Here is a 21924-nt window from a genome sequence, read left to right as displayed (position 1 = left end):
ACTATCAAAGTATGAATCAGAAAACATTGATTAAAGGAAAAGTACATTACGTGGGAGTGAACGACCGTAACAAACACCTTTTCGAAGGAATGTGGCCTTTGCCCTACGGTGTTTCTTACAACTCGTATCTGATAGACGACGACATCGTGGCGCTGGTGGACACCGTGGACGCGTGCTTCTTCGAGACGTATCTGCGCAAAATCCGTTGCATCATCGGCGACCGCCCTATCCAATACCTCATCATCAACCACATGGAGCCCGACCACTCGGGATCTATCCGCCTTATCAAGCAACACTACCCCGACATTGTCATCGTGGGCAACAAGCAGACCTTCGGCATGATCGAGGGCTATTATGGCGTGACGGGCGACCGCTACGAGGTGAAAGACGAGTCGATGCTCGACCTGGGCCACCATAAACTGAAATTCTACCTGACACCGATGGTACACTGGCCCGAGACGATGATGACTTTCGACGAAACCGACGGCATCCTCTTTGCCGGCGACGCTTTCGGCTGCTTCGGCACGCTGGATGGCGGCTTCCTCGACACACGCATCAACCTGGACAAGTACTGGGAGGAAATGGTGCGTTACTACTCCAACATCGTGGGTAAGTATGGCAACCCCGTGCAGAAGGCACTGGCCAAGCTGGGACACCTGCCCATTACGACCATCTGTTCAACCCACGGGCCGGTTTGGACGGAGAACATTGCTCGCGTGGTAGGCGTTTACGACCGCCTGAGCCGCTACGAGGCCGAGGAAGGTGTGGTCATCGCCTACGGCAGCATGTATGGCAATACGGAGCAGATGGCCGAAGCCATTGCCGCCGAGCTGTCTGCCCAAGGTATCAAGAACATTGTGATGCACAACGTAAGCAAGAGCAATCCTTCGTATATATTGAAAGATATCTTCAAATATCGCGGCCTCATTGTGGGTAGCCCCACGTACAGTAACCAGATTTATCCCGAAGTGGATTCGCTCCTCTCCAAGATACTGGTGCGCGAGGTGAAGGGACGCTATCTGGGCTGGTTCGGGTCGTTTACGTGGGCAGGTGCCGCCGTGAAGCGCATCGCCGAGTTTGCTGAAAAGAGCAAGCTGGAAATTGTGGGCGACCCTGTAGAAATGAAGCAAGCCATGAAGGAGATTACCTACGAGCAGTGTGAGAACCTGGCTCGCGCCATGGCCGACCGCCTGAAGAAGGATCGGAAATAAATATTACTAACCTTATAAATTAATCAGACATGAGACTAATCATTCAGCCGGATTACCAATCCGTATCGAAGTGGGCAGCTCACTATGTAGCTGCGAAGATCAAGGCCGCCAATTCTACGGCGGAGAAACCCTTTGTATTGGGATGCCCCACAGGTTCTTCACCCCTGGGCATGTACAAGGAGCTGATTGACCTGAACAAGAAGGGACTCGTTTCCTTCCAGAACGTTGTTACTTTCAACATGGACGAATATGTAGGCCTGCCGAAAGAACACCCTGAAAGTTACTATTCTTTCATGTGGAACAACTTCTTCAGCCACATCGACATCAAGCCGGAGAATACCAACATACTGAATGGCAACGCTGCCGACCTCGACGCCGAATGTGCCCGCTACGAGGAGAAAATCAAGTCGTACGGTGGTATTGATCTCTTCATGGGTGGTATTGGTCCTGATGGTCACATCGCCTTTAACGAGCCGGGCTCTTCCCTTTCGTCTCGTACCCGCCAGAAGACGCTGACCACGGATACTATCATTGCCAATTCACGCTTCTTCGACAACGATGTGAACAAGGTGCCCAAGACGGCTTTGACCGTAGGTGTAGGCACTGTACTCAGCGCCAAGGAAGTAATGATCATTGTAAATGGCCACAACAAGGCACGCGCCCTGTATCATGCCGTAGAAGGCCCTGTAATGCAGATGTGGACTATCAGTGCCCTGCAGATGCACGAGAAGGGTATCATTATCTGCGACGATGCCGCTACTGATGAACTGAAGGTGGGTACGTACCGCTACTTCAAGGACATCGAGGCCGACCACTTGGATCCAGAGTCACTTTTGAAGTAAAACTTTTTAAATGAAGAATGAAGAATTAAGAATGAAGAATTTCCCAGCGTACGGAATAATTCTTCATTCGGAGGCGAAGCCGATATTCTTCATTCTTCATTTTTTTATCCTTCCTCCAGCCATCCGGCTCCCTGGCGTATGATTTCCGCCTCGCCCTGCGTACAATCCACTACCGTAGAACCTTCCATGTTGCCGATGCCGCCGTCAATGACGAGGTCCACCGTGTCGCCCCATTTCTCGTCAATCAGTTCAGGGTCGGTGACGTATTCGATGTCTTCATCTTCGTCGTGAGGCAGGGTAGTGGTCATAATGGGTGCATCCAGTAGGCGTGCAATTTCTCGGATAATGGGGTTGTCGGGCATGCGGATGCCTACTTCCTTGCGGTTGCGGAAGATTTTGGGTAGGCGTGTAGTGCCGTTTAGGATGAAGGTAAACGGGCCGGGCAGGTTGCGTTTCATCAGCTTGAAGGTGGCGTTGTCCACCTTGGCATACTCGCTGATGCTGCTCAGGTCGTAGCAGATGATGGAGAGGTTGTTCTTCTTGGGGTCGATGTCCTTTAGACGGCAGATGCGTTCGATGGCACGTTCCTTCAGGCCGTGGCATCCGATGGCATACATGGTGTCGGTAGGATAGATGATGAGGCCGCCGTCGTTCAGTAGGTCGACTACGCGTTGCAGGTCGGCGGGGTTGTTGTTCTTGTTGTAGAGTTTCAGTAGCATGACTTTGGGCAATAATGGTTACGCAAATGTAGTCATTTTTCCCCTCTTTGCGTTTATTCTTTCCGCATTTCCTTATCCAGTTTCTTGATTTTTTTCCACGCTTCCTTAAACTTGGGGCAGAGGGCCACGGCTTTCTCATAGTTGCGCAGGGCAGCTTCCTTCATGTCGTGCTTCAGGCATTCGTCGCCCATGTTGATGTATTCGCGGGCATATTTCACGAGGGTCTTCTCCTTTTCGAGTGCGGCGGTACGCAGGGCACGGTTTTCTTCGCGCAGACGGTTGATGACGTTCAGCTTGCGGCGGATGAGGCGCTGGGCGGCGGGGCGTTCGATGTCGTAGCGCGAGTGGATGGCCTTGAAGAACTCCGTGAGGAAGGTATCGAAGTCGCCACGGTCGAAAGCCTTGGTTGCGGCAGCATATTGCACGTCGGCCTGTGCCTGCTTCAGGGCGCGGTCGATGGCCTGGCGGTTGTTGAAGCGTTCGGCGAATTGTACGATTTCGGGGCGGACGAAGACATCGGCACGGCTGACGGGCTTTCTTAGGCGGATACCTTCGAGCGAGGTACATCGGCTCAGGGCCACGTAGGTCTGCCCGCCCGCAAAGACACCGCCCGTGAAGTCGATGACCACGCGGCTGAACGTCAGTCCCTGGCTCTTGTGGACGGTGATGGCCCACGCCAGACGGACGGGAAACTGGGTAAACGTGCCCAGTTCTTCTTCCTCGATCTGCTTCTTCTCTTCATTGTAGGTGTAGCGGATGTTGCGCCATGTCTCGCGGCGTACGTCGCAGGCACGGCCGTCGTCGGTGGTGATGTAGAGCGTCTCGCCGTCGAGGTCGAAGCCGCTCACCACGCCGATGGTGCCGTTTACCCACCGGCGTTCGTAGTCATTCTTGATGAAGATGACTTGTGCGCCAGGCTTTAGTACCAGTTCCTGCGAGGTGGGCAGGCTGCTTTCGGGAAAGTCGCCGTGCACTTCTCCGAGGAAGCTTTCGGGCTGGCCGGGGAGCTCCTTCAGGCGTCGCTCGTTGATGTAGTCTACGTTGTCGCGGCGGGTGGCCAGGGTGATGTAGAGGTCGTCGGCGTCGGCGGGCTCGGTGGCTGTGGTGTAGCGGGTGTTGAGCAGCTGGAGGTCAGCGGAGCCGGCGGTGTTGTTGCGGATGTGGTCCAGCACGCCGATGAATTGCGGGTCGCTCTGGCGATACACCTTCTGCAATTCGACCGATACCAGTTCTATCTGGCTGAATACACGGGCCGAGAAGAAATAGGGCGTGGGGTAGAAGCGGTTCAGGATGTCGCGCTCGTCAGCCTTCACCACAGGCTCCAGCTGGAAGACATCGCCCACGAGCAGCAGCTGCTTGCCGCCGAAGGGTTCGCGAAGGTTGTGGCTATAGACGCGCAGGATGCGGTCGACGGCATCGATGATGTCGGCCCGCACCATTGAAATCTCGTCGATGATGACCAGCTCCAGCTCCTCGAGCAGCTTGCGGTGGGGCTTGGTGTACTTGAAGAACTCGTGGATGCGTCCCTTCTGCAGGCTCAGGTTGGGATCGTCGGGCAGCAGGGGGTGGAAGGGTAGCTTGAAAAAGCTATGCAGGGTACTTCCGCCCGCGTTGATGGCGGCGATGCCTGTGGGGGCTAGTACGACATGTTTCTTGCGTACGTTGTCGCAGACGTAGCGCAGGAAGGTCGATTTGCCCGTACCGGCCTTCCCCGTCAGGAAGAGCGACTGGCGGGTGTACTTCACGAGGTTCAGGGCGTCCTGAAACTCACGGTTGCTGGTGTCGGGGAGGAAGGCTTTATCCATTCTCCATTATCCATTTCTGAATGGCTTTCGCTATACCGTCTTCGTCCACCGTATCGGTGATATAGTTGGCGGCGGCTTTTACTTCGTCACGGGCGTTACCCATGGCGATGCCGATACCTGCATGGCGAAGCATGGAAATGTCGTTACCTCCGTCGCCGAAAGCAATGGTGTCTTCGAGGCGAATGCCGAAGTGGCGGATGATCTCGTCGATACCCCGTTGCTTGGTGTTGCCGCGAGCGGTGACATCGACAAAGGCCGGATGCCAGCGGCCCATCTCGCAATGGGTGAGGGAAGGCACTACTTCCGCCTCTTGTGTCTCGTCAAGGAAGGGTGTCAGCTGGAAGATTTCCTTGCCGTCGATAGCTTCATGGAGAGGTGTGTCGGGGAGGGGTGTCGTGACACGCAAGTGTTCGTGGAAGATCTGTTGCACGCGCTCGTCGGGCTGGCAGACGCAGATGGTGTGTTCGCCCACTACGATGCAGGGGATGCTCCGCTGGGCACAATAGTCGGTGAGCGTGCGGACGTCGTCGGCTGGTATGGAGCTCTTGTAGATCACTTGGTCGCCCACGAAGCAATAGGCGCCGTTCATCGTGACATAACCGTCTATCAGTCCTCGTTCCTGCAAGGGACCCAGGTTGTTGATGATGACGCGCGGACGGCCGGTAGCGATGAAGATGCGGTGGCCTTTGGCCTTGGCGGCCGACAATGCCTCGACGGCCGAGGCGGGTATCTCGTGGGTGCGGAAGCTGACGAGCGTTCCGTCGATGTCGAAAAACAGAGCTTTGGTCATTGCGTTCAATTCTTTATCTGGGGCACAAAATTAAAGATTTTAGGCGGAATAATCTAGTGCATTCTCTTTCCTTTTTCAGGAAATGGCGAAGATATTTCGTACATTTGTACCCCCTAACCTATAACAAGTTTTTGTATATGAAGAAACATGTTTTGAAAGATTGGCTGGTGGCCGTTCGGCCCTGGTCGTTTCCTGCCTCGGCTATGCCTGTGGCGGTGACGTTGGCTTATCTCTATTGGATGCAACAAGACGTGAACTGGACAAACGGTGTATGGGCGTTGCTCAACATCATCGTGTTTCATGCCGCAGGCAATACGTGGAGCGACTATTTCGACTACAAGCACCACGTGGATCGCGAAGACACCCATGGCGTGCGTACGCTGACAGGCGGCCTCTTCCGTCCGCAGGAGATTTTCCGCCTTTCGCTCTCGCTGCTCGTGGTGGCGCTGATAGCAGGTGTCGGATTGATGCTTCGGACAGGGCTTCCCCTATTATATATAGGTATCGGCGGAGCGGCTTGTACGCTGCTCTATCCGGCGTTGAAGTATCGTGCGCTGGGCGACGTGGTTATCTTCGTGGCTTATGCGCTGCTGCCCATGTTGGGCACGGCCTATGTGGCGACGGGTACGATGGATTGGTCGACGATGTGGGCAGGTGTCCCTGTGGGGCTCATCACCGTAGCTATCCTGCACGCCAACAACACGCGCGACATTGAAACCGACGTGCGGGCCGATATCCGTACCTTGGCCATGACGGTGGGTGCACGGACGTCCATGCTGGTTTATTATCTGGAAGTGTTGCTCCCCTTCGTGTGGATCATCGGCTGTGCCGCCACAGGAGTCTTTCCTTGGTGGAGCCTGCTGGTGCTTCCTGCGCTGATACCTGCCGTGGGCAATGTGCGTCTGATGGCTTCTTACTCGATGTGTGGCATGGAGGGCATCTCTCGCCTCGACGAGCTGACGGCCAAGCTCCAGTTATTGTTTAGCCTGCTTTTTGCCTTGTCGTTCGTTTTAGCCCGTGTATTCTCATGAAAAGATTGGTCCTGTCCATCGTGCTGGCCACCGTGTTGTGGTCGGTCATGTTTTCGCCTCTGACGGCGCCGCATGTCAACTTTTGGCTGATGATGTCTCTTTCGGCTCTGACGCTCTCCGTCTTGTCCCTTCGTTTCGATGCAGGTTGGCGGCGTGAGTCTGATAGCAGCTGGACGAATCTGTTGCTGGGCATAGTCATTGCCGTGGCTTTGTGGGGCATCTTCTGGACGGGCGATAAAGTGTCGACGTGGCTTTTCGACTTCGCCCGCCCGCAGGTTAATCTGATTTATGGCATGAAGGAGGGAGCATCGCCTTGGTTGCTCTCCGTCTTGATGCTGGTATTGATAGGCCCTGCCGAAGAAATCTTTTGGCGTGGATATGTGCAACGCACGCTTTCGCGGCGTTGGACTCCTAATGCCGGCTTTGTGGTGACGACGTTGGTTTACGCGTTGGTGCATGCTGCTTCGTGCAACTTCATGCTCGTGATGGCGGCACTGGTGGCAGGCGTGGTGTGGGGCGGACTTTACCGCTTGTATCCGCGACGTATGTGGGCCATCATCGTGTCGCATGCAGTGTGGGATGTGGCGGTGTTCGTCTGGTTCCCCATCTGACGGAAGATTGGCTTCGGTCAGGGCGCGCTTTGGCGGGCAGAGTGGAAAGCACTGTTTTCTTCTCGATAAAACGATGCTTTCCCATCAAGAAAACATAGTTTTACGGATAAGTGATAGATGGAATAAAGAAGTGAAACTTTATAAATCAAAAGGAAATGCAATATAATTTCGATGAAGTAATAGATCGCCGCGGCACCGATTCGGTGAAGTGGGACGGTATGAAGAACGTTTGGGGGCGCAACGACCTGACGGCTATGTGGGTGGCCGATATGGATTTTCGTACGCCGCCTTTTGTGATGGATGCCTTGCGCCATAGGCTGGAGCACGAAGTGTTGGGATATACCTCGGCTTGTGAAGGTTGGGACACCACCATCTGCCGCTGGTTGCAGAAGCGCCATCAGTGGGAAGTACGCCCCGATTGGCTGACGTTTGTGCCGGGTATTGTGCGTGCCCAGGCTTTTGCCCTGCTCTGCTTTACGCAGCCGGGCGACCGTGTGCTGGTAATGACGCCCGTCTACCATCCCTTCTTCCTTGTTACCGAACGGCTGAAGCGCGAGGTCGTGTGTTCGCCGCTCGACCTGCGCGACGGGCACTATCACATCGACTTCGACCGCCTGCGTCGCGACGTGCAGGGATGCAAGGCACTCATTCTCTGCAATCCTCACAACCCTGGCGGGCGTGTGTGGACGGTGGACGAGCTTCGTCAAATTGCCGACATCTGCAAGGAAAGCGGTACGTTGGTCATTTCCGACGAAATCCATGCCGACCTCACCTTGCCGCCCTACAAGCATCATCCTTTTGCTTCGGTAAGCGAGGCGGCTGCTTCCAATTGCGTTACCTTCATGGCGCCCAGCAAAACGTTCAACATGCCTGGCATTCAGAGTTCCTTTGCCATCGTGCCCGACGACACTTTGCGCGAACGCTTCCAAACCTTTATGGAGGCGGGCGAATTTTGTGAAGGGCATCTTTTTGCTTACATTGGATGCAAGGCTGCTTTCGAGCACGGCGAGGAGTGGCTGGAGCAGATGCTGGCTTACATTCAGGGCAATATAGACTTCACCGAAGCCTATCTGAAGGAGCATATCCCCTCCATCGGCATGATACGCCCACAGGCTTCCTATCTCGTGTTTCTCGATTGTCGTGCTTTGGGGCTTAGCCAAGAGGAGCTGGAGCATTTGTTTGCCGACAAGGCCCGTCTGGCACTGAATTCGGGCACTATGTTTGGCGAGCCCGGCCGTGGTTTCATGAGGCTCAATGTAGGTTGTCCGCGCCAACAGCTTCGTAAAGCTCTCCAACAATTGGAAATGGCTGTTAATATGCAATAATCAAGCTGTTAAAACACTATGGAATACAAGGTTTATCTTTTCGACTTCGATTACACGCTGGCCGACTCGTCGCGAGGCATCGTCACTTGTTTTCGCCATGTGCTCGACCGTCATGGCTACACTTCGCCTACGGATGATGACATCAAGCGCACCATTGGCAAGACGTTGGAAGAGTCTTTTTCTCTATTGACTGGCGTGACGGATGTTGCCTGCCTGGCCGAATTTCGTCGTGAGTACGTGAAGGAAGCTGATGTCTATATGACGTCCAATACAGTACTTTTCCCCGAAGTGGAAGGCGTGCTTCGTCGGCTGAAGGCGGGTGGTGCACAATTGGGTATCATCTCTACGAAGTTTCGCTATCGCATCCGTGAGCTGCTCGTGGCCAAAGGATTGGACGATGTGTTCGACCTTATTGTGGGTGGTGAAGATGTTTCGGCTGCCAAACCTTCGCCTGAAGGCGTATTGATAGCTTTGGATCGCTTGCATGTCCGTAAGGAAGATGTGCTTTATGTGGGCGATAGTGTGGTCGATGCCGAGACGGCTCAGGCGGCCGATGTTAGCTTTGGAGGTGTCACCCATGGTGTTACGACGTATGCAGAGCTTTCCGCTTATCCTCATCGGCTTATTATGGCGAGTCTTGAGGAATTGGTTTAAACCAAAAAGAAGCGGCCAATTATTTGGTCGCTTCTTTTATGTGGTGTCACCAGGAATCGAACCGGGGACACAAGGATTTTCAGTCCTTTGCTCTACCAACTGAGCTATGACACCATTGCTTTTGATTTGCGGTTGCAAAGGTAGTGAAAAATTTGGATTCTGCAAGCGGTGAGCGAATAAAAAACACTGGTTTAGGAGTAACTTCCTTATAACCAGTGCTTAATGAATGAATCTTTTTTTAATTATTTTCTTGTTGTTTCCCTTATTCGGCAGGTTCAGTCGTGTTTCCACCATTTTTTAGAGGATTCCATCCTTGGGCTTTCAATTCGAACTCCTGACCGTCACGGGTAATGAGGGCACAACCCAGCTCGGGTTTGGTGATGTGTCCTATCAGCTTGACGCCTTCCATGTCGGCCACTTTTTCGTGGTCGGCGATGGGCACAGTAAACAACAATTCGTAGTCTTCGCCTCCGTTCAGTGCACAGGTAGTTAGGTTCATATTGAACTCTTCGGCCATGACTGCCGTTTGGTAGTCGATGGGGATGTGTTCTTCGTAAACGCGGCAACCTACCTTGCTTTGCGAGCAGATGTGCATCAGTTCGGACGAGAGGCCATCGGAGATGTCCATCATGGCTGTGGGCTGTACGCCTACCTTGTGCAACCGCTCGATGATGTCTTTGCGGGCTTCGGGCTTGAGTTGGCGCTCCAGCAGGTATTCCTTGCCGGCGAAGTCGGGCTGTACGTCCTTGTCGGTACCTTTCAGTACGGCCTTCTCGCGCTCCAACAGCTGGAGACCCATATAGGCCGCACCCAAATCTCCGCTAACGCATATCAAGTCGGTTTCCTTGGCGCCGTTGCGATAGACGGTTTTGCCTTTTTCACCTTCGCCGATACAGGTAATACTGATGGTGAGGCCTGTGTAGGACGAGCAGGTGTCACCACCCACGATGTCCACATTGTAGGCCTCGCAAGCCAGACGGATGCCGGCATACAGTTCCTCCATATCTTCCACGCAGAAGCGTTTGGACAGTCCCAATGAGACGGTAATCTGTTTGGGAGTGCCGTTCATGGCGTAAATGTCGGAGAAGTTGACCACGGCGGCCTTGTAGCCCAGGTGCTTCAGAGGCACATAGGTCAGGTCGAAGTGTACGCCTTCGAGCAGGAGGTCGGTGGTGACCAGCACTTCCTTGTCGGCAGGATAGGAGAGCACGGCGGCATCGTCGCCGATGCCGTAGCGGGTCGATTCGTTTTTAGGTTGGATACCTTCGGTCAGATGGTCTATGAGGCCAAACTCGCCGAGGGTAGCTATTTCTGTTCTCATCTTTACTTGTTTATAATATCAAATATCGTTTGTCTCAAGCACGGTTGATGAGTTCGCGCATGATTTCGGTCATGCGGGGTTGGGCGGCGTCGGCTGCCTTCTGAACCTCTTCGTGCGACACTTCTACAATCTTGCCCTCTACACCCAGGTCGGTGATGACTGATACGCCGAAGACCTTGATGCCGCAATGGTTGGCCACGATGACTTCGGGTACGGTGGACATGCCAACGGCGTCGGCGCCCAGGATGTGGAAGAGTTTGTATTCGGCAGGCGTTTCGAACGTCGGACCCTGTGTGCCCAGGTAAACGCCGTGTTGCACCTTGATGCCTTTTTCGGCGGCAATGGCATCGGCCTTGCGGATGAGTTCCTTGTCGTAGGCTTCGCTCATGTCCGGAAAGCGGGGACCGTAGGGGATGTTCTTGCCGCGCAGAGGATGTTCGGGGAAGTAGTTGATGTGGTCGGTGATAATCATCAGGTCGCCGATTTCGAAGGCTGGGTTGGTGCCGCCGCTGGCGTTGGACACGAACAGTGTCTTGATACCCAGTTCGCGCATGACACGGACGGGGAAGGTTACTTCCTTCATCGAATAGCCTTCATAGTAGTGGAAGCGGCCCTGCATGGCCATGATGTCCTTGTTGCCCAGCTTGCCGAAGATGAGCTTTCCGCTATGCCCTTCGACGGTCGAGACGGGGAAGTTGGGGATATCCTCGTACTTTATTTCATACTTCTCGGTGATTTCGCCGGCCAGGCTTCCCAAACCGGTGCCAAGGATAATAGCTGTTTCGGGTTGCGTGTGCATCTTACTTTTGAGGTAAGCTGCTGTTTCTTGAATTTTTTCTAACATAGCCAATAATGTTTTGGTTAAAGGATTCTTGTTGGTTCAATAGGATTTCCACTTCGATGGGGATGGCGTAAATGTAAGGCTTCAGGTCTTCGCTCAATGCTGGTTGGGCCTTGAGCCGTGCCGCGTCTTTCTCGGTTGTGATGATGAGACGCTGGCATCCCTCCATTTGTGAAAATTCTTTTTCGATGAGCCTCAGGTCTTTCTCGTTGAAGTCGTGATGGTCGGAGAAGGAGAACTGTCTGAGGCTTTTGGCGTAGAGCTTTACTTCTTCGACGAGCGGTTGTGGCGATGCGATGCCGGTGACGAGGAGTACATGCTCTTCACCGCTCAGTACTTTGGACAAGGGACGGTCGGCCATGGCTTGTGGAAATACGGCTACAGGCATGCCATAACGTATGCGTGTGAAGTAAAGTTGTTGGAAGGGATACAGGCTGAGCTGCTTCCCTGTGATATTGAAGTCAATCGGCTTGATGTCTTGCGGACACTTGGTGACGATGATTATCTGTGCACGGGTCTTGCCCGAGGCGGGTTCGCGCAACCGTCCTGCGGGCAGCAGGCTGTCTTCGGTAAACAGGCGGTTGTAGTCGGTCAGCAGAATGTTCAGGCCTGCCTGCACGTAGCGGTGCTGGAAGGCGTCGTCCAGCAGGATGACGTCGGGGCGGGGATTGTCCAGCTCCAGCAGTTGGCTGATGCCATGGCGGCGGTCGACATCGACCGCTATACGTGCCTGAGGGAATTTCTCTTTCATCTGATAGGGCTCATCGCCTATCTGGGTGGCATTGCTATGGGCGTCTGCCAGTATATAGCCTTTGCTTTTGCGCTTGTAGCCGCGGCTCAGTACGGCGACGTTCAGTCCTGCCTGTTGCAACAATCGTATCAGATACTCCGTGTGAGGCGTCTTGCCCGTACCGCCTACGGTCAGGTTTCCGATGCAGATGACAGGGACGTCAAAGCTCTTCGACTGGAGAATCTTCCAGTCGAAGAGCTTGTTACGGAGCCATACTCCCCCTCCATAGATCCATGAGAGGGGGAGAAGCCAGCGGTGTATGGGTACAGTACGTTCTGTCATCTGTACAGGAGCGGTATTATTCTACATTCAGTTCGAAGGGCAGGCGTGCCTGGATGCGGTCGCGCTTGTCGAAGTTCTCCAGGATGCTGAACTGGCGGTAAAGTTCGCCAGTCTTGCCACTGAGGAAGCGTGACTTGAGGTAAGTGCCCGGATTGGTGCTCATCAGCATCTCGAGGAACGTCTGCTTGGCCGGATAGGATACGACGGTATAGGCATCGATGCCGGCTTTCTGGCAGGCAATCTCCAAGGCGCGGTCCAATCCGCCCAGCTCGTCGACGAGGCCCAGCTCCTTGGCGGTGCTGCCCGTCCATACGCGGCCTTGGGCAATCTTGTCCAGCTCCTCCTTGGCAATACCGCGCCCTTCGGAGCAGCGGGTCAGGAAGAGGTCGTAACCTTGGTTCACCATCTTCTGCATCAGGGCCTTCTCACCCTCGTTCATGGGGCGGCCGGTAGCGCCGAAGTCGGCGTATGCGTTGGTCTTCACTACATCGAAGTCAAGACCTATCTTGTCGGTCAGTCCCTTCACGTTGGGGTACATACCGAAGATACCGATGGAGCCTGTCAGGGTAGTGGGCTCGGCCACGATGGTGTCGGCATTGCACGACATATAGTATCCGCCCGAGGCGGCATATTCGCCCATGGAGACGATGACGGGCTTCTCTTTCTTCAGTTGGCTGACGGCATACCACAGCTGCTCGGAGCCGTAGGCACTTCCGCCGGGTGAGTTTACGCGGAGCACGACGGCCTTTACATCGTCATTCTCCTGCAGGCGGCGCAGGTCGCGGATGACCTTGGAAGGGATGATGGTAGGTTGGTCGCTGAACGATGAACTTTCGTAGTCGACGATTTCGCCGCTGGCGTAGTATACGGCCACGATGTTGCCGCTTTTGTCTTTCGGCTGGTTCTTACGCACGTTCACCATGTCCTGCAATCCCAATACGGGCAGGTTGTCGTCCTTGTCGAGGCCGGCCAGGGGCTTCAGGTAGTCGCGTACGTCGTTCTTATATATTAAGGTGTCCACCAAGCCGCATTTCACGGCTTCTTCCGAAGGTTCAAACATGATCATGTTGTCAGCATACTGGTTGAGCTTGTCTACGCTGACGTTGCGCGACTCGGATACGGCCTTGGTCACTGCGCCCCATACAGAGTTGATGTAGGCCGTCACCTGTTCACGGTTGGCAGGGCTCATTTCGGTGGCGATGAAGGGCTCGACGGCCGACTTGTAGGTACCCACCTTGAAAATCTGCATCTCGACGCCTATCTTTTCGAGCAAGTCTTTGTAGAAGATGGGAGTCGAGGCGATGCCTCGCCATTCGAGCGAACCTTTGGGATTCATCAGCACCTTGTCGGCTACGCTGGCCAGGTAGTACAGGCTCTGCTGGTAGTTATCGGCATAGGCTACGATGAACTTGCCGCTTTCCTTGAAGTCGAGCAGCGTGTTGCGTATCTCCTCGATGGCAGCATAGCCGGCGGTCAGGTAGCTGAGCTGCAGGTAGATACCTTTGATGTTTTCATTTTCCTTGGCCTTGCGGATGGAGGAGAGTATGTCGTCTAATCCATATACTTGATAATCGTCACTGAACAATGTCTCGTAAGGCATCGCCTCGTTTCTTTCTCTCAGTTCGCCTTTCAGCTCGAGCATCATGACGGAGTTGGAGCTTACTTGTGTTTCGGCTTCGGATGAGGCCAGGGCGCTGAACAGTATCAGCATGCCTCCAAAGAACAGCACGACGCAGGACAGGATGATACCCGTGACGGTCGCGAAGGTAAATTTGAAGAAATCTTTCATATTGGTAGTCTTGTTAATTGCTAACTTTATTAAGCTAACAAAGATAAATAATAAGGTTGATATTTTCTTTATCTGTCGCCAACTTTTTTGTTTTGTCACAAGAAAGTCTGTCTTTCGCCTGAAAATATCCCTTGCGTCAGGGCGATTTGCTTGTCTTGCAGGGGCGTCTGTGACTATTTGTGCGGAAAAGGCTGTTTTGTCAGGTGGAAAACGGTGCTTTCTTCCTACGAACGCAATGCTTTATGATATACGAAATAATGGAATAAAGTCGTATCTTTGCACCCGCAAAAAAGTAATAGCAGTGAATTTGATTATTGACATAGGGAATACGGTGGCCAAAATTGCCCTTTTTGAGGGGGCAGATTTGAAGGATGTGGTCTACGACTCCAACTTCACGCTGGAGTCGCTACCTGATGTCTGCCGCCGCTATCCCATCGAAAAGGCTATTGTGGCTACGGTTATCGACCTGACAGACGAGGCAGAAGCCCGTTTGGCTGAATTGCCCTGCCCCCTGTTGAGGCTGGGTGCTGATACCCCTCTCCCTGTGGAGAACCTTTATGAAACGCCCCGCACGTTGGGCTACGACCGTATGGCGGCTGTGGTGGGCGCTGCTGAGCGATTCCCTGGTAGGGATATTCTGGTAATAGATGCCGGCACATGTATTACGTATGAATTTGTGGATGCGGCCGGCCGATATCATGGCGGAAATATTTCGCCCGGCCTACAGATGCGTTTCAGGGCTCTGAACCACTATACAGGGCGCCTTCCTCTTGTCGAGGCTGAGGGACGCTTGCTCCCGATGGGAAAGGATACAGAGACGGCCATCCGTGCAGGAGTGTTGAAGGGTATTGAATACGAAATGGCAGGCTACATCCGTGCAATGAAAGATAAATATCCTGAACTTTTGGTTTTTTTAACGGGGGGCGACGAATTTTCTTTTGATACAAACTTAAAAAGTATCATCTTTGCAGACAGATTTTTAGTGTTGAAAGGATTAAACCGAATATTGATATACAATAATGACGAGATATAAACAGACACTCTTGGCGCTTGTGCTCAGCTTGTTTTGCGGGGAAGTAATGGCCCAAAATAATACAAACTCACCTTATACAAGGTATGGATACGGGCATCTGGCAGACCAGGGGTCGAGTAATAGCAAGGCAATGGGCGGAGTGGCCTATGGCTTGCGCGACGGTACGCAGGTGAACTTTGCCAATCCGGCTTCCTATACGGCGGTTGATTCCTTGACATTTATTTTTGATGGAGCAGTTTCGTTGCAAAACACGAACTTCAGTGACGGTACGCTGAAACAGAATGCCAAAAATTCCAGCTTCGATTATATTACCATGCAGTTCAGATTGGCTCGCTGGTGTGGTATGAGCTTGGGTTTGATTCCTTTTTCGAATGTGGGTTATAGCATGGGAGAATATAGAGAAGATACTGAGAATTCTTCTAATTCCAGCTCTGTGATCTACTCTGGCGAAGGAGGCTTGCATCAGGCTTATGTCGGATTAGGATTTAAAATATTTAAAAATCTTTCTGTTGGTGCAAATATTTCGTATCTTTGGGGAGATATAGCACGGACTTCGTACCTGACATTCCCCTCGGACGCCAATAAGTTTCCTTATCAGAAAACGTTGGACGCTGTTTGGAAAAGCTATAAGCTCGATTTTGGCGTACAGTATACGCAAACCTGGGGAAAGAAGAATGCGTTGACATTTGGAGCCGTGTTCTCTCCCAAACACGATTTGGGAGGTAAAACCTCGATTAGCGAAGCGGTAGGTAATTCTACAACCGGAGCTACTTATACTTCGCGCGACAGTGTGGCAACTTATGGTATTCCGTTGTCTATCGGTGCTGGCTTGGCTTATGTATATGACAAACGTCTGACGGTGGGAGCCGACTTCCTGTTGCAGGAATGGAACAAAGTAAGCTATATGAACAATGCCGATGCGTTTTGTTCCAGAATGCGTATCGGAATAGGAGCTGAATACATCCCTAATCTGATAGGACGTAGCTACTTCGCTCATGTCAAATATCGTTTGGGAGCCTATTATTCGCTTCCTTACTATAAGATAGAAGGTGAACGTGCCGCAAAGGAATTTGGAGTATCTGCCGGTTTTGGTCTTCCGATACCGCGTACCCGCTCCGTGTTGAGCGTGACAGCACAGTATGCGAAGACCCACGGATCGAAAGTGACCTTTGTCGATGAAAATACATTGAGGCTTGTCGTCGGTGTGACATTCAACGAACGCTGGTTCTTCAAACGGAAAGTGGATTAAGGTATTTGGACATTGAAACATAACAACTAAAAATTTGAATACAATGAAAATTAAGACGCTTGTAGCTGTATTGCTCCTTGCTGGTGGAGCGACCGGCGCTTACGCACAAAATGACTGTAAAGCCAACAGTAGTATTTCTCACGAAGCTGCTAAGGCGAAGAACTGGAAAGATGCCTATGCTCCCTGTATGGAAGTGTTGAAGGATTGTCCTACACTGAGATTTTATACCTTTACGGATGCAGAAGATATTCTGGCTGGTTTGATGAAGCCTATCAAGGATCGTAATTCTGCTGAATATCAGAAATATTTCAATGAATTGATGGAAGTGCATGACTTGAAGATGAAGTACATGCCCGAATTTGCTTCCAAGGGTACCAAGCTGACTTACTCTGTAGCCGGTGCTTTGGGACGTAAGGCTATCGATTACTTGACTTATGCGCCGAAACCCGATTTAAAGCAAGCTTATGGTTGGTTGAAAGAGTCTGTTGAAACAGACAAGGCTGAAACTTGGAGTCCTATCTTCTATTATTTCATGGACGCTTCTATGCGTATCGTGAAGGCTGACGTTTCTCATACAGATCAGTTCTTCCAGGACTATCTGAACGTAGGTCAATATTTGAATGACGCATTGGCTGCTGAGACTGCTGCTGCCAAGAAAACCAACATCGAAAAGATGAAGGAAACAGTTGACGCTATTTTTGTTAACAGTGGTGTGGCTGATTGTGAGTCTTTGCAGAAGATTTATGGTCCTCAGGTAGAAGCTAATCAGAATGACTCTACTTTCCTGAAGAAGGCTATCAGTGTGCTTAAGATGATGAAGTGTACGGAAAGCGAAGCTTACTTCCAGGCTTCTTACTATATGTATAAGATTAATCCGACCGCTGATGCTGCTGTAGGTTGTGGATATCAGGCATATAAGAAGGGAGATTATGATACAGCCGTGAAGTACTTTGATGAAGCAATCAATTTGGAAACAGACAATGCTAAGAAGGCTGAAATGGCTTATGCTGCTGCCGCTGCTATGTTTGGTGCCAAAAAGTGGTCGCAGGTACGTAGCTACTGTTACAAAGCTCTTGGTTTCAATGAAAACTTTGGTAATGCTTATATCTTGCTGGCCCAGGCTTATGGTTCAAATCCTCGCTGGAGTGATGAACCTGCCTTGAATAAGTGTACTTACTATGTAGTGCTCGATAAGCTGCAGAGAGCTAAATCTGTTGATCCTTCTGTAGCTGATCAGGCTAATGAACTGATTAGAACTTACTCTGCTCACGTGCCCGAAACCAAGGATCTCTTCATGTTGGGTTACAAAGCTGGAGACCGCATTACGGTTGAAGGTTGGATTGGCGAGAGCACAACCATCAGATAAAAATATATGTCTCTGAGACCTTTACAAGTCGTAGTACATAAGAATTTAAGCATAACCATTGCCTCAATGGCAATGGTTATGCTTCTTTTATTCTCTTCCTGTTCTGGACGTAAGAAGGAATTGGGCGAGGCTATTACCGAACGCGATTCTTTACCTGTGATGGATACTCGTGGAGTTACTACATTGGTGTCCGATTCAGGAGTTATACGCTATCGTGTAAATGCAGAAGAATGGAAGGTTTACGATCGTAAATCGCCTTCATATTGGGCTTTTGAAAAGGGAGTATATGTCGAGAAGTTCGATTCGTTGTTTCAGGTCGAAGCCAGTATCGAAGCGGATACAGCCTATTACTATGACAAGCAACGGTTATGGAAGTTGATAAGCAATGTGCATATTCAAAACCTGAAGGGAGAGAAGTTTGATACCGAGTTGTTGTATTGGGATCAGAATAAGAAGAAAGTGTATTCAGATAAAGAGGTGCGCATTGAACAGCCTGACCAGATCATTTATGCTGTGGGGTTCGAGTCGGATGAACAGTTGTCCAAATATGTTTTCTTTAAGACGAACGGTATTTTTTATATAGACGAAGAAAGTGGGGAGGCACCAGCCGACTCCTTACAAACAGACTCTGTCAATTGATTTTCTATATATGGGGATATTGATATCTTTATTGGTTACGATGGCTTTCTCCGCTTTCTTTTCAGGGATGGAGATTGCTTATGTTTCTGTAGATAAGCTCCGCTTTGAGATGGATAAGAAGCCAGGAGTGACGACGTCCATATTGTCTTATTTCTTCAGAAATCCCAATAACTTTATATCTACGATGCTGGTAGGCAACAATATCGCTCTGGTCATTTATGGTATTTTGATGGCACAGATTATAGAGGGATATCTATTGGCTGGAATCATTGACAATCATTTTCTGCAGGTATTGATTCAGACTGTCATTTCTACGCTGATTATCCTTGTGACAGGAGAGTTTTTGCCCAAGAATCTTTTTAAGATCAATCCGAACTTGATGCTGCGTGTTTGTGCAGTTCCTCTGTTTGTGTGTTATGTCGTCCTTTTCCCAGTTTCTAAGTTTGCTTCGTGTTTGTCTTTTCTATGTTTGCGCATATTTGGAATACGAGTCAATAAAGAAGCTTCAGATAAAGCTTTTGGCAAAGTCGATTTGGATTATTTCGTTCAGTCGGGTATCGAGAATGCTGAAGACGAAAAGGAACTGGATACGGAGGTGAAAATCTTTCAGAATGCACTCGATTTTTCGAATGTCAAGATACGCGATTGCATTGTACCACGCACGGAGATTGTGGCTGTCGATATGGAGGATTCTCTTTCCCTCGAAGAACTCAATAATCTGTTTGTCGAGTCAGGACTGTCGAAAATTATTGTGTACAAAGGCAATATAGATAATGTCGTGGGATATATCCATTCTTCGGAGATGTTCCGCAATCCGACAGATTGGCGCAATAATGTGAAGGAAATTCCTATTGTACCCGAGACCATGCCAGCTCATAAGCTGATGAAAATTTTTATGCAGCAAAAGAAAACGTTGGCTGTGGTTGTCGATGAGTTTGGTGGAACTTCTGGCATCGTGTCGCTCGAAGATTTGGTGGAAGAAATTTTTGGAGATATTGAAGATGAACATGACAATACGTCTTATGTATGCAGGCAAATAGCCGAACATGAATATTTGTTGTCTGCCCGCCTTGAAATAGAAAAAGTAAATGAAACTTTTACACTTGATTTGCCTGAATCAGATGATTATTTGACAATCGGAGGTCTGATTCTGAATACTTATCAAAGCTTCCCCAAGTTGAATGAAGTGGTTGTTATCGGAAAGTTTCAGTTTAAAATCATCAAGGTTACAGCTACTAAAATAGAGCTAGTAAAGCTGAAAGTGGTCGAATAATTTTTATAAAGCGTAATTTTTCTTGGAATAAATAGATGTATATTAGCATTTTTTGTATCTTCGTGCGCTAAAAACTGTTTGGAGCGAGAAAAAGAATAATAAACAAATAAATCAATTAATAAAAAATGGCAACATTACAAAACATTCGGTCTAAAGGACCATTATTGGTGATTGCTGTGGGCTTGGCATTGTTTGCCTTCATTGCAGGTGATGCATGGAGGGTTTTGCAGCCGCATCAGTCACAAGATGTGGGTGAGGTGAATGGTGAAGTACTTTCAGCCCAAGATTATCAGTCTTTAGTTGAGGAATATGCAGAAGTGGTCAAATTCTCGAGTGGCAATAACTTGACAGACGACCAGATGAATCAGCTGCGAGACGAAGTTTGGAGAACTTATGTTAATAACAAACTGATAGAAGCTGAGGCTAAGAAATTAGGCTTGACAGTATCTAAGGAAGAAATAAAGTCTATTATTAATGAGGGTACTCATCCGCTTTTGGCTCAAACTCCTTTCCGCAATCCTCAGACAGGTGCTTTCGATAAGGATATGTTGATGAAATTCTTGGCTGACTATGCTAAGATGAACAAAAGTCAGATGCCTGCACAATACGCTGAATACTATGATTCTATGTACAAGCTGTGGTCGTTCATCGAGAAAACGCTCGTACAGACTCGCTTGCAGGAAAAGTATAGTACACTTATTGCAAAATCATTGCTTTCCAATCCTGTTGAGGCTCAATCTGCTTTCGATGGCCGAGTAAATCAGATGGATTTGCAGTTGGCTGCTATTCCTTATTCTACAATTGCTGATTCAACGGTGAAAGTTACAGATGCAGAGTTGAAAGCTGCTTACGATGAGAAGAAAGAACAGTATCGCCAATATGTAGAAACTCGTAATATCAAGTATATTGATGTACAGGTAACTGCCAGCGAAGAAGATAAGGCGGAATTGCGCAAGGAAATGGATGAATATACTGCCCAGCTTGCTGCTGCAACTTCTGATTATGCTTCACTGGTTCGCTCTACTGGTTCAGAGCAGCCTTATGTGGACTTGTATTATACCACAAGAGCTTTGCCTTCTGATGTTGTCGCACGTTTGGATTCTGTGTCTGTAGGTGATGTGTTTGGTCCTTATTACAATGCTGCCGACAATACATTGAACTCATTCAAGAAATTGGCAAAGGCCGCTTTGCCTGACTCTATCCAATACCGTCAGATTCAGGTTGCAGCTGAAACTCCTGAGAAGACAAAGGCTTTGGCTGACAGTATTTATGGAGCCATTAAGGGTGGAGCTGATTTTGCAGAATTGGCTAAGAAGTATGGACAAACAGGTGAATCTGTTTGGATTACTTCTGCTAACTACGAAGGCGCTCAGGTGGATGGCGATAATTTGAAGTATATTACGGCTGTTGTAGATGCAGAGACAAACGAGTTGAAGAATATTGCTTTGGGACAAGGTAATGTTATTCTTCAGGTAACTGCCAAGAAAGCTGTTAAGGATAAATATAAAGTGGCTGTGGTTAAGCGTACGATTGAATTTAGCAAGGAAACTTATAGCAAAGCTTACAATGACTTCAGCCAATTCATTGCTTCCAATGGAACGCTGGAAGAACTTGTAGCCAATGCAGAAGATGCTGGCTATAGACTGCTTGACCGTACTGATCTTTACAGCGCTGAACACAACATTGGTGGTGTTCGTGGTACAAAGGAAGCCTTGAGATGGGTGTTCTCTGCGAAGCCAGGTGAAGTTTCTGGTTTGTATGAGTGTGGCGAAAGTGATCACATGATGGTCGTTGGATTGGTTGCTGTAAATCCTGAAGGCTATCGTCCCTTGTCTGCTGTACACAATGAACTGAGAATGCAGTTGGTACGTGACAAGAAGGCTGAGAAAATTATGGCTGATATGAAAGCTGCTAATGCTTCTTCGTTTGATCAGTATAAGAACATGTCTGGTGCAGTTTCTGACTCAGTGAAGCATGTTACATTTGATGCTCCGGCTTTCGTATCTGCATTGCGTAGCAGTGAGCCTTTGGTTAGCGCATATGTACCGGTAGGCGAAGTTAATCAATTGAGCGCTCCGATAAAGGGTAATGCAGGTGTCTTTGTTCTGCAGCCTTATGCGAAAGATAAACTTAATGAAACTTTCGAGCAGCAAGCTGAAGTAGACAAGTTGCAAAACATGTATACCAACTTGGTTGTGAGACAGTTTATCAACGATCTTTATCTGAAGGCAGAAGTCAAAGATGAGCGTTATCTGTTCTTTTGATAAATAATTTAGATTATAATATTGATGCAGGAGCTGTCCAAATCGCTTGGATGGCTCCTGTTGTTTTTATGCAACTTTATTTTTACCTT

The 21924-nt window shown here is 49.9% G+C and carries 19 protein-coding genes, 1 tRNA gene and 1 pseudogene; 12 read left to right on the top strand and 9 right to left on the bottom strand.

What is annotated here, in order from left to right; translation table 11 throughout:
* Nucleotides 1–11 precede the first annotated feature (11 nt).
* The gene (locus tag HF894_RS04975; protein WP_021846654.1) at nucleotides 12–1211 is read left to right on the top strand and encodes an FprA family A-type flavoprotein; all 1200 of its coding nucleotides are present in this window, start codon (nucleotides 12–14) and stop codon (nucleotides 1209–1211) included.
* A 29-nt stretch (nucleotides 1212–1240) separates the two neighbouring features.
* Nucleotides 1241–2053 (top strand): glucosamine-6-phosphate deaminase, encoded by an 813-nt coding sequence (gene nagB / locus HF894_RS04970; protein WP_204971317.1) that lies wholly within the window; start codon nucleotides 1241–1243, stop codon nucleotides 2051–2053.
* A gap of 104 nt (nucleotides 2054–2157) precedes the next feature.
* On the opposite strand, the gene HF894_RS04965 is transcribed toward nagB, so the two are convergent.
* From HF894_RS04965 to HF894_RS04955, 3 genes are read right to left on the bottom strand one after another with little or no spacing between them, the layout of a single operon-like run.
* Nucleotides 2158–2772 carry an L-threonylcarbamoyladenylate synthase gene (locus HF894_RS04965; RefSeq protein ID WP_021846652.1) on the bottom strand — a complete coding sequence of 205 codons (615 nt, stop codon included), beginning with the start codon at nucleotides 2770–2772 and terminating at the stop codon, nucleotides 2158–2160.
* A 53-nt stretch (nucleotides 2773–2825) separates the two neighbouring features.
* Nucleotides 2826–4577 carry an ATP-dependent DNA helicase gene (locus tag HF894_RS04960; protein WP_204971316.1) on the bottom strand — a complete coding sequence of 584 codons (1752 nt, stop codon included), beginning with the start codon at nucleotides 4575–4577 and terminating at the stop codon, nucleotides 2826–2828.
* Nucleotides 4570–5367 (bottom strand): Cof-type HAD-IIB family hydrolase, encoded by a 798-nt coding sequence (locus HF894_RS04955; protein WP_204971315.1) that lies wholly within the window; start codon nucleotides 5365–5367, stop codon nucleotides 4570–4572. Before HF894_RS04955 ends, HF894_RS04960 begins: the two co-directional genes overlap by 8 nt.
* A gap of 137 nt (nucleotides 5368–5504) precedes the next feature.
* On the opposite strand from HF894_RS04955, the gene HF894_RS04950 reads away from it, so the two are divergent.
* The 4 genes and pseudogenes from HF894_RS04950 to HF894_RS04935 form a co-directional block, all read left to right on the top strand.
* Nucleotides 5505–6398 carry a prenyltransferase gene (locus HF894_RS04950; protein ID WP_075318705.1) on the top strand — a complete coding sequence of 298 codons (894 nt, stop codon included), beginning with the start codon at nucleotides 5505–5507 and terminating at the stop codon, nucleotides 6396–6398.
* Nucleotides 6395–7009: a CPBP family intramembrane glutamic endopeptidase gene (locus tag HF894_RS04945; RefSeq protein ID WP_204971314.1), complete on the top strand. Its 615-nt coding sequence runs from the start codon at nucleotides 6395–6397 to the stop codon at nucleotides 7007–7009. Before HF894_RS04950 ends, HF894_RS04945 begins: the two co-directional genes overlap by 4 nt.
* A gap of 155 nt (nucleotides 7010–7164) precedes the next feature.
* On the top strand, nucleotides 7165–8334 hold the full coding sequence (locus tag HF894_RS04940) for a MalY/PatB family protein (RefSeq protein ID WP_204971313.1): 1170 nt from the start codon (nucleotides 7165–7167) through the stop codon (nucleotides 8332–8334).
* A gap of 18 nt (nucleotides 8335–8352) precedes the next feature.
* A pseudogene (locus tag HF894_RS04935) lies at nucleotides 8353–8985 on the top strand (HAD-IA family hydrolase); the annotation flags it as partial.
* 44 nt (nucleotides 8986–9029) lie between these two features.
* Here HF894_RS04935 and HF894_RS04930 read toward each other — a convergent pair.
* The 6 genes from HF894_RS04930 to HF894_RS15345 all read right to left on the bottom strand — a co-directional run bounded on the left by HF894_RS04930 (nucleotide 9030) and on the right by HF894_RS15345 (nucleotide 14318).
* Nucleotides 9030–9102, bottom strand: a tRNA-Phe gene (locus tag HF894_RS04930).
* Nucleotides 9103–9250: 148 nt separating this feature from the next.
* Nucleotides 9251–10309 (bottom strand): thiamine-phosphate kinase, encoded by a 1059-nt coding sequence (gene thiL, locus HF894_RS04925; RefSeq protein ID WP_204971312.1) that lies wholly within the window; start codon nucleotides 10307–10309, stop codon nucleotides 9251–9253.
* A gap of 34 nt (nucleotides 10310–10343) precedes the next feature.
* Entirely contained in the window at nucleotides 10344–11153 is an 810-nt protein-coding gene (locus HF894_RS04920; RefSeq protein WP_204968790.1) for a purine-nucleoside phosphorylase, read from the bottom strand.
* Nucleotides 11110–12222: a tetraacyldisaccharide 4'-kinase gene (gene lpxK, locus HF894_RS04915; protein ID WP_204971311.1), complete on the bottom strand. Its 1113-nt coding sequence runs from the start codon at nucleotides 12220–12222 to the stop codon at nucleotides 11110–11112. The genes HF894_RS04920 and lpxK overlap by 44 nt, the downstream gene beginning before the upstream one ends.
* A 16-nt stretch (nucleotides 12223–12238) precedes the next feature.
* Nucleotides 12239–14011, bottom strand: coding sequence for a signal peptide peptidase SppA (gene sppA, locus HF894_RS04910; RefSeq protein WP_204971310.1), 1773 nt, complete (start codon nucleotides 14009–14011; stop codon nucleotides 12239–12241).
* A gap of 199 nt (nucleotides 14012–14210) precedes the next feature.
* Nucleotides 14211–14318, bottom strand: coding sequence for a hypothetical protein (locus HF894_RS15345; protein WP_366927989.1), 108 nt, complete (start codon nucleotides 14316–14318; stop codon nucleotides 14211–14213).
* Between HF894_RS15345 and HF894_RS04900 the strand changes: the two genes are divergently transcribed.
* From HF894_RS04900 to HF894_RS04875, 6 genes are all read left to right on the top strand, one after another.
* Nucleotides 14313–15044, top strand: coding sequence for a type III pantothenate kinase (locus HF894_RS04900; protein WP_204971309.1), 732 nt, complete (start codon nucleotides 14313–14315; stop codon nucleotides 15042–15044). The genes HF894_RS15345 and HF894_RS04900 overlap by 6 nt on opposite strands.
* Nucleotides 15031–16293 carry a PorV/PorQ family protein gene (locus HF894_RS04895; RefSeq protein WP_204971308.1) on the top strand — a complete coding sequence of 421 codons (1263 nt, stop codon included), beginning with the start codon at nucleotides 15031–15033 and terminating at the stop codon, nucleotides 16291–16293. Before HF894_RS04900 ends, HF894_RS04895 begins: the two co-directional genes overlap by 14 nt.
* 43 nt (nucleotides 16294–16336) lie before the next feature.
* Nucleotides 16337–17659 carry a hypothetical protein gene (locus tag HF894_RS04890; RefSeq protein WP_204971307.1) on the top strand — a complete coding sequence of 441 codons (1323 nt, stop codon included), beginning with the start codon at nucleotides 16337–16339 and terminating at the stop codon, nucleotides 17657–17659.
* A gap of 6 nt (nucleotides 17660–17665) precedes the next feature.
* Nucleotides 17666–18298: an LPS export ABC transporter periplasmic protein LptC gene (lptC, locus tag HF894_RS04885; protein WP_075318716.1), complete on the top strand. Its 633-nt coding sequence runs from the start codon at nucleotides 17666–17668 to the stop codon at nucleotides 18296–18298.
* Between the two features lie 10 nt (nucleotides 18299–18308).
* On the top strand, nucleotides 18309–19571 hold the full coding sequence (locus tag HF894_RS04880) for a hemolysin family protein (protein WP_075318717.1): 1263 nt from the start codon (nucleotides 18309–18311) through the stop codon (nucleotides 19569–19571).
* A 125-nt stretch (nucleotides 19572–19696) separates the two neighbouring features.
* Nucleotides 19697–21835 (top strand): SurA N-terminal domain-containing protein, encoded by a 2139-nt coding sequence (locus HF894_RS04875; protein ID WP_021846636.1) that lies wholly within the window; start codon nucleotides 19697–19699, stop codon nucleotides 21833–21835.
* The last annotated feature ends 89 nt before the right edge of the window (nucleotides 21836–21924 follow it).

This window comes from Caecibacteroides pullorum (assembly GCF_019239235.1).
Taxonomy (GTDB): domain Bacteria; phylum Bacteroidota; class Bacteroidia; order Bacteroidales; family Bacteroidaceae; genus Bacteroides; species Bacteroides pullorum.
This window is presented reverse-complemented; position numbering and strand designations above follow the sequence as displayed.

Bases quoted from the DNA above. Each gene is read 5' to 3' on its own strand.
- HF894_RS04975 (WP_021846654.1), top strand. From the start codon at position 12: ATGAATCAGAAAACATTGATTAAAGGAAAAGTACATTACGTGGGAGTG.
- nagB (WP_204971317.1), top strand. From the start codon at position 1,241: ATGAGACTAATCATTCAGCCGGATTACCAATCCGTATCGAAGTGGGCA.
- HF894_RS04965 (WP_021846652.1), bottom strand. From the start codon at position 2,772: ATGCTACTGAAACTCTACAACAAGAACAACAACCCCGCCGACCTGCAA.
- HF894_RS04960 (WP_204971316.1), bottom strand. From the start codon at position 4,577: ATGGATAAAGCCTTCCTCCCCGACACCAGCAACCGTGAGTTTCAGGAC.
- HF894_RS04955 (WP_204971315.1), bottom strand. From the start codon at position 5,367: ATGACCAAAGCTCTGTTTTTCGACATCGACGGAACGCTCGTCAGCTTC.
- HF894_RS04950 (WP_075318705.1), top strand. From the start codon at position 5,505: ATGAAGAAACATGTTTTGAAAGATTGGCTGGTGGCCGTTCGGCCCTGG.
- HF894_RS04945 (WP_204971314.1), top strand. From the start codon at position 6,395: ATGAAAAGATTGGTCCTGTCCATCGTGCTGGCCACCGTGTTGTGGTCG.
- HF894_RS04940 (WP_204971313.1), top strand. From the start codon at position 7,165: ATGCAATATAATTTCGATGAAGTAATAGATCGCCGCGGCACCGATTCG.
- thiL (WP_204971312.1), bottom strand. From the start codon at position 10,309: ATGAGAACAGAAATAGCTACCCTCGGCGAGTTTGGCCTCATAGACCAT.
- HF894_RS04920 (WP_204968790.1), bottom strand. From the start codon at position 11,153: ATGTTAGAAAAAATTCAAGAAACAGCAGCTTACCTCAAAAGTAAGATG.
- lpxK (WP_204971311.1), bottom strand. From the start codon at position 12,222: ATGACAGAACGTACTGTACCCATACACCGCTGGCTTCTCCCCCTCTCA.
- sppA (WP_204971310.1), bottom strand. From the start codon at position 14,011: ATGAAAGATTTCTTCAAATTTACCTTCGCGACCGTCACGGGTATCATC.
- HF894_RS04895 (WP_204971308.1), top strand. From the start codon at position 15,031: ATGACGAGATATAAACAGACACTCTTGGCGCTTGTGCTCAGCTTGTTT.
- HF894_RS04890 (WP_204971307.1), top strand. From the start codon at position 16,337: ATGAAAATTAAGACGCTTGTAGCTGTATTGCTCCTTGCTGGTGGAGCG.
- lptC (WP_075318716.1), top strand. From the start codon at position 17,666: ATGTCTCTGAGACCTTTACAAGTCGTAGTACATAAGAATTTAAGCATA.
- HF894_RS04880 (WP_075318717.1), top strand. From the start codon at position 18,309: ATGGGGATATTGATATCTTTATTGGTTACGATGGCTTTCTCCGCTTTC.
- HF894_RS04875 (WP_021846636.1), top strand. From the start codon at position 19,697: ATGGCAACATTACAAAACATTCGGTCTAAAGGACCATTATTGGTGATT.